This is a genomic window from Phyllobacterium sp. (assembly GCF_037994425.1).
GTDB lineage: Bacteria > Pseudomonadota > Alphaproteobacteria > Rhizobiales > Rhizobiaceae > Phyllobacterium.
Genome location: NZ_JBBNAM010000288.1, coordinates 1 through 5,066, shown reverse-complemented (window position 1 = coordinate 5,066; position 5,066 = coordinate 1). Strand labels below are relative to the sequence as shown.

General features: G+C 58.5%; 4 protein-coding genes. All 4 read right to left on the bottom strand.

Annotation, left to right across the window (positions count from 1 at the left end; genetic code table 11):
• Window positions 1–161: 161 nt before the first annotated feature.
• Entirely contained in the window at window positions 162–968 is an 807-nt protein-coding gene (locus AAAB35_RS19750) for a transporter (RefSeq protein WP_340669980.1), read from the bottom strand.
• Window positions 969–1,186: 218 nt separating this feature from the next.
• Entirely contained in the window at window positions 1,187–2,473 is a 1,287-nt protein-coding gene (locus tag AAAB35_RS19745; RefSeq protein WP_340669979.1) for a GNAT family N-acetyltransferase, read from the bottom strand.
• Window positions 2,473–3,894, bottom strand: coding sequence for a lipopolysaccharide biosynthesis protein (locus AAAB35_RS19740; RefSeq protein ID WP_340669978.1), 1,422 nt, complete (start codon window positions 3,892–3,894; stop codon window positions 2,473–2,475). The genes AAAB35_RS19745 and AAAB35_RS19740 overlap by 1 nt, the downstream gene beginning before the upstream one ends.
• Window positions 3,895–4,037: 143 nt before the next feature.
• On the bottom strand, window positions 4,038–5,066 hold a 1,029-nt coding region (locus AAAB35_RS19735; protein ID WP_340669977.1), incomplete at its 5' end, for an SEC-C metal-binding domain-containing protein.

Genomic DNA, 5,066 nt, shown 5'->3' with positions numbered 1-5,066 from the left:
TGGTGAAGACCCTCGCATTGATGTCGCTTGGCCTGTCGCAAAGAACCAGCGGGCTGACCGTGCCGCTTGACGTACAAGCGGAAAGGCCGACAAGCGTGAGAGCAAGGAGCATCGTCAAACGGATCATGGTCCAGGTTCCTTCAGCTGTGGCTCGGGTTCCCTCACTTCGGGAACAGGAAGGTCACGACAAGGCGAGCGCCCCAGCCATCCGGGCCGGCCTCCGGGCTTTCTGCCCAGTAGCGAACCCCGGCGGTGAAACTGACCGGCTGCTTGTCGAACTTCACGAGCTTGGCGACGGTCAGGTTGATCGGCACCGACCATTGTTCGTCTCCCCAATTGTAGGTCGACTCGGTGTTGATGCCAAATGTCCAGGCATCCTTGGTCGTATAGGAGAGGAACGGCTGCAAGAAAGTCGAGTTGACATTGTCGCGGTCATCGTCGCCGGCAAAGGACCAGATGTGGTTCGCGAGCGCGCCGAAGGTCCAGGGTCCCTCCTGCTTCAGCACGACGGCCGTTGGGCCCGCGCCCCATTTCTCGCCGCCGAGGAGATCGTCCGTTGCCGTCGGCAGCAGGAACGCAGGTCCGACACCCCAGATGATGCCGCCAAGGCCCGGCTTCTTCGGTGAGAAGAAGAAGCTCTGCGTGGTATCGCCAAGGCCGAATTGATGGCCCGACGCACCCGCAATGTCATCCTGCCAGGCGATAGGCAGGATGGTGCGTGAAATTATGTTCCAATCCGCGTTCAGGGTGAACGGGATGACCGGCTGAATATTGATCGTATATTTGCTGCCATCTTCAGGGCCGTAGCCGCTGTCATAGTTTGCCTGGAACGGCACGCTGATCATGGCAGCGACCGGATTGGAAAGCTTCTTGGCAAGGTCTGCGCTGGATTCCTGCGCGTGCGCCGCCAGCACAGATGCTGCCAGCAACAACGAGACGACCAGACAGTTCGCAAGTATAGACTTCATATCGCAACCCCCAACTGCAACAATACTTGAACGCAAATCAGAAGTAACACTAAGCCAAGGCGATCGGATTTGCCATAAGCATCGAAACGCTTGCGTGATTGGTAAGGGCCCTGAGACCGGGCCCGGCATTCCGTCGATCCTTCTCTCTTGTTATAGCACCGTCTGGATCGGCTTGGCGGAACTCGCTTTCCGTGCCTCGATTAGCCGCCGCGAGCGGGTCATTTCCGGCGGGTAAAATCCCTTATCCGCTCGCGCACCACCCGGGCGAGATTCTGGGTGCGGCGATAGAGGTGGAGCTGCGACGCCGCCTGTCGTGCCGCGCGGTCGGCTCCGGGGTTGAGGCCGATGACCAGGGTTCCCACCTGTTCGCGCTCGCGGAAAAGGCGGGAGGCGACCGGGTGGTCGGGGACCGCGCAAGAATCGGTTCTGTCGACATTCGGATCGTCGAGGTGGTTCTTTAGCATCTCGATCATGAGTAGGACGCCGGGTGAATAGCTGCCGAGGCTTTCATCGTACGCCGTCTTCCAAGTCCAGGCTTCGCCTGCCTCGACAAAGACAACGAGTACGGCAATGGTCTTACCGTCAAGCTCCAGCGCGTGAATGCGCGCAAGATCGCGAGCGGCGAGATTATTGACCGCCTCCCGCGCGAAAGCCGCGCGAAAACGATCAACCGCCATCGCCGACCCGCGCTGGCCTTTCCATCCGCTTGCTTCAAGGGCGAGAAACTCTTCGAGTTTCAGGCGAATGCTCTCCTCGCTGCGGCTGACGGTGTAGGTAAGCTTGCCCTTTTCCGCCAGGCGACGCCATAGCCGGCGGTACTCCTTGGCATGACGGTTGCCGATGGCTTCGCGAAGATACTCTTCGCCGTCGAGTGTGCTTTCGATGAACGGACGTTCGACCTGATTGACCGTGGCGAGCGGCAGGCCGCGGTCCATGGCAACCGAGCGGATCAACTGCGCCACCGGCCGGTTCAACAGCATGTCGGGCAAAACGAGAATCTGCGGCAGCTTCAGATGTTTGCGACCGAGCATGTCGAAGAAATCGTTGAGCACGCCGACCGGATCGTCACGGTCGATCAATGGCGTTCCCTGCGGCCCGAACGGAGTAGCCCAAGCCCGGATGATCGAGGCGGAGATGGCGAAGCCGGGCCGCTCGATCGTATAGGGCATGACAAAACGCAACCGGCTCTTGGCGTCGTTTTCGTCACGCACGACCATCAGGCGCACCTGCCTGTCGTCAAGCCGGGGCATGGCCGGGGCAAGGAAACGCGGATTGAAGAAAATATTGGGCTCGATCGTGCGGTACGTCAGATAGTAGAGTTCGTCGAGAAGCTCGAAGCCGGCCGACGCCGAATAGACGGACAGCTTGCGCGGAATGCCACGATTGCCAAGGGATTCCTCGATTTGTTTGGCTGCATCTGCCGGATTATCGAAGCCGGATAGCTGGGCTATGATCTGAGCGGAGGGACCTCCGGCCAATTCTTCAAGAAGGGGTGTAGCAGCCATCAAATCTCTTCCTTGGCGGGCTTCGTGTCGACCCCGCCGGCAAAAACAAACATGGTAATATTCAGGCGATAATGAACTGTGAGAGCCAAAGTTACGGCTTCGAATACCATCGAGAAGGCGGTAGCGCAGGCCGCGCCGGCAAGAGCATAAATCGGTATAAGCAGGATGCTCAGACATATATTGACGATCAGCGTTACCGCATAAACAGTCGCGCAGATCTTCTGCTTGCCGGCCATGTTAAGCAGGCTCTCTGCCGGGCCCACCGAGGCGCGCGCAACGACGCCGATCACCATGATGAAGAGCAGGGGATAGCCATCGGTAAACTGCGCGCCGAAGAGATAGAGAAGCGGTTTGCCGGCCACCAGCAGCAGTATTGCCATCGCGAGAGACGGCCAGAAGGTCCAGCGCGCCGTCTCGCGGGCAAACTGCCCGAGCTCCGCCTGGTTGTGGCCCTGCATCAGTTCGGAATAGCACTGGGCCGCGCCGGCCTTTACCGAGAAATAGACGAAATGCACCAATGCGAGCAGTTTTACCGTGGCGAAATAGGTTGCGACTTTCTCGGGGTCGAGGAAGCGACCGACCATCAGTACATCGGCATTGGTCAGGAGAAAGAAGAAACCCTCGACGAGAAAAATTGGCAGCGATATCGCAAACCAATGGCCGAATTCGATAGTCTTCGGGCCAGCCTCTACGACCTTTCTGAACCGGTATTTGACGACGAAGAGCTGGACCAGGCTTGTTGCATAGGTTGCAATAATCGCCGAAATCACGGCGATCATCGCAGTCGGAGCGAAACCTGTAACATGGCCGATACTCATCACGACAAGAGTAAGGATTGGCCGAACGATATAGGTCGGGGTTAGTGCAACGAGCGCCCAGGAGCGTGAGCGGGCAGTGCCGTCGAGCGTATCGCCGAGCGCGATCATAGGCAGGCAGATAAAGCCCACCATGAACGGCGCAACATAATAGGATTCGATCCTGTCGCGGAACAGGTAAACGCTTACGGTGCCGATAAGAGCGACAATGGTGGTCAAACTGACGGCAAAGGCCTTGCTCGTAAAGAGTATGCCGCGCAAATGCTCAAGTTGGCCACGCTCGAGATATTCGGGTACGAAGCGGATAACCGTAGTCTGGAACCCGAGGCAGGACAGGTTCCCGAGGATGACCACCGTAACCCAAACGAGCACGAAGATGCCGTATTCGAACTGGCCCATCCAGCGTGCGAAGATCACCTGCGAAATGAGGGCGATCATGGCGCTTATGATGCGAACGGAGAAAGCAATGAGCGAGACGCGCTGCGCAACGGCATGCTGATTCGACCCGTCGAACAACTGATCTAGGCGCGAAAGCCACGGATTAAGCTGTTCTGACAGTCTTACCGGCAATAGCCGATCTGCAGCTCGTACCGCAGAAATTCGCAAAGGCCGCTCCACTCGCATTCAACCCAGGGTTCATAGTCCGTAAACGTTTAGAAACGGTTCGGAAAGTCAACGCGCCTCAACACACGCCCACAAGAGAAAGGCCGCGTAAGAACGCGGCCTGATGGTTGTATATTTGGAGGGGCTCAGACGAATGCGCCGTGACAATGCTTGTACTTCTTGCCGGAGCCGCATGGGCATGCCTCATTGCGGCCGACCTTGCCCCAGGTCTTCGGGTTGTCTGGATCACGGTCAGCTGGATCCACAACGCGCAGATCCTGCTGTACGGCAACCACGCTGTCCTCGCCGAAATCGTCTTCGCCGGTGAAGCCGTCGATGTGATGGCCTTCCATCTCCGGTAGTGCGGGCTCGGGGGCCGCCGCAGCTTCGCGCACCAGTTCGACACGCATCAGCTGCGACGTTACATTCTGTCGCAGATTGACGAGCATCGTCTGGAAAAGTTCGAAACCTTCGGTCTTGTATTCATTGAGCGGGTCGCGCTGCGCATAGCCGCGGAAACCAACCACCGAACGCAGGTGGTCGAGATTGACCAGATGCTCGCGCCACAGCGAATCGAGCGTCTGCAAGATCACCGACTTCTCGACATAGGCCATGATCTCCGGGCCAAAGCGCTCGGCCCGGTCAGCCGCTGCCTTCTCGACGGCTTCGGTCAGGCGCTCGCGAATGTCATCGGGGGTGATGCCGTCTTCAAGCCCCCATTCAGTCACAGGCAGATTGAGGTTGAGGATGTTGCGGACATCCTCGTCGAGCTGCTTGATGTTCCACTGTTCCGCATAGGCGCCCGGAGGCGTATGACGCGCGATCAGGTCGTCGATCACATCCTCGCGCATCTCCTTGGTGGTCTCGCTAAGGTCGGTACCATCCATGAGTTCGATGCGCTGTTCGAAGATCACCTTGCGCTGATCGTTCATCACGTCGTCGTATTTGAGCAGGTTCTTGCGGATATCGAAGTTGCGCGCCTCGACCTTCTTCTGCGCCTTTTCGAGCGCCTTGTTGATCCAGGGATGGACGATTGCCTCGTCCTCCTTGAGGCCGAGTTTCTGCAGCATGCCGTCCATGCGCTCGGAGCCGAAAATGCGCATCAGATCGTCCTGCAGCGACAGGAAGAACTTCGAGCGGCCCGGATCGCCCTGACGGCCGGAACGGCCGCGCAA